The organism is Pelomonas sp. KK5, from assembly GCF_001984095.1.
In the GTDB taxonomy this organism is placed as follows: Bacteria; Pseudomonadota; Gammaproteobacteria; order Burkholderiales; family Burkholderiaceae_C; genus KK5.
The window spans coordinates 1-245 of the sequence record NZ_LYVQ01000602.1 but is presented as its reverse complement, the minus strand read 5'-3'; the positions used below and the strand labels follow the sequence as shown (position 1 = coordinate 245).

Below are 245 nucleotides of genomic sequence, written 5' to 3'. Positions count from 1 at the left end.
GTGATCTTGCGGGTCACGAAGGTCTCGCCGCGCAGCGGGCTCTCGTGGTTGAACAGGATGCCGTTGCAGGCGTACATGCCGTAGGCCTCGCGGTAGTTCACCGTGATCCAGTAGGCGTACATCTTGGCCACCGCGTAGGGGCTGCGCGGGTAGAAGGGTGTGCTCTCCTTCTGCGGGATCTCCTGCACCAGGCCGTAGAGCTCGCTGGTGCTGGCCTGGTAGAAGCGGGTCTTCTTCTCCAGGCC

Annotated in this window: 1 protein-coding gene; it reads right to left on the bottom strand. The window is 63.7% G+C overall.

Translation table 11 applies throughout. The features are described from left to right. A partial coding sequence (locus B0W88_RS32420; protein ID WP_144007174.1) for a GDP-mannose 4,6-dehydratase occupies positions 1 to 245 on the bottom strand: 245 nt, incomplete at both ends.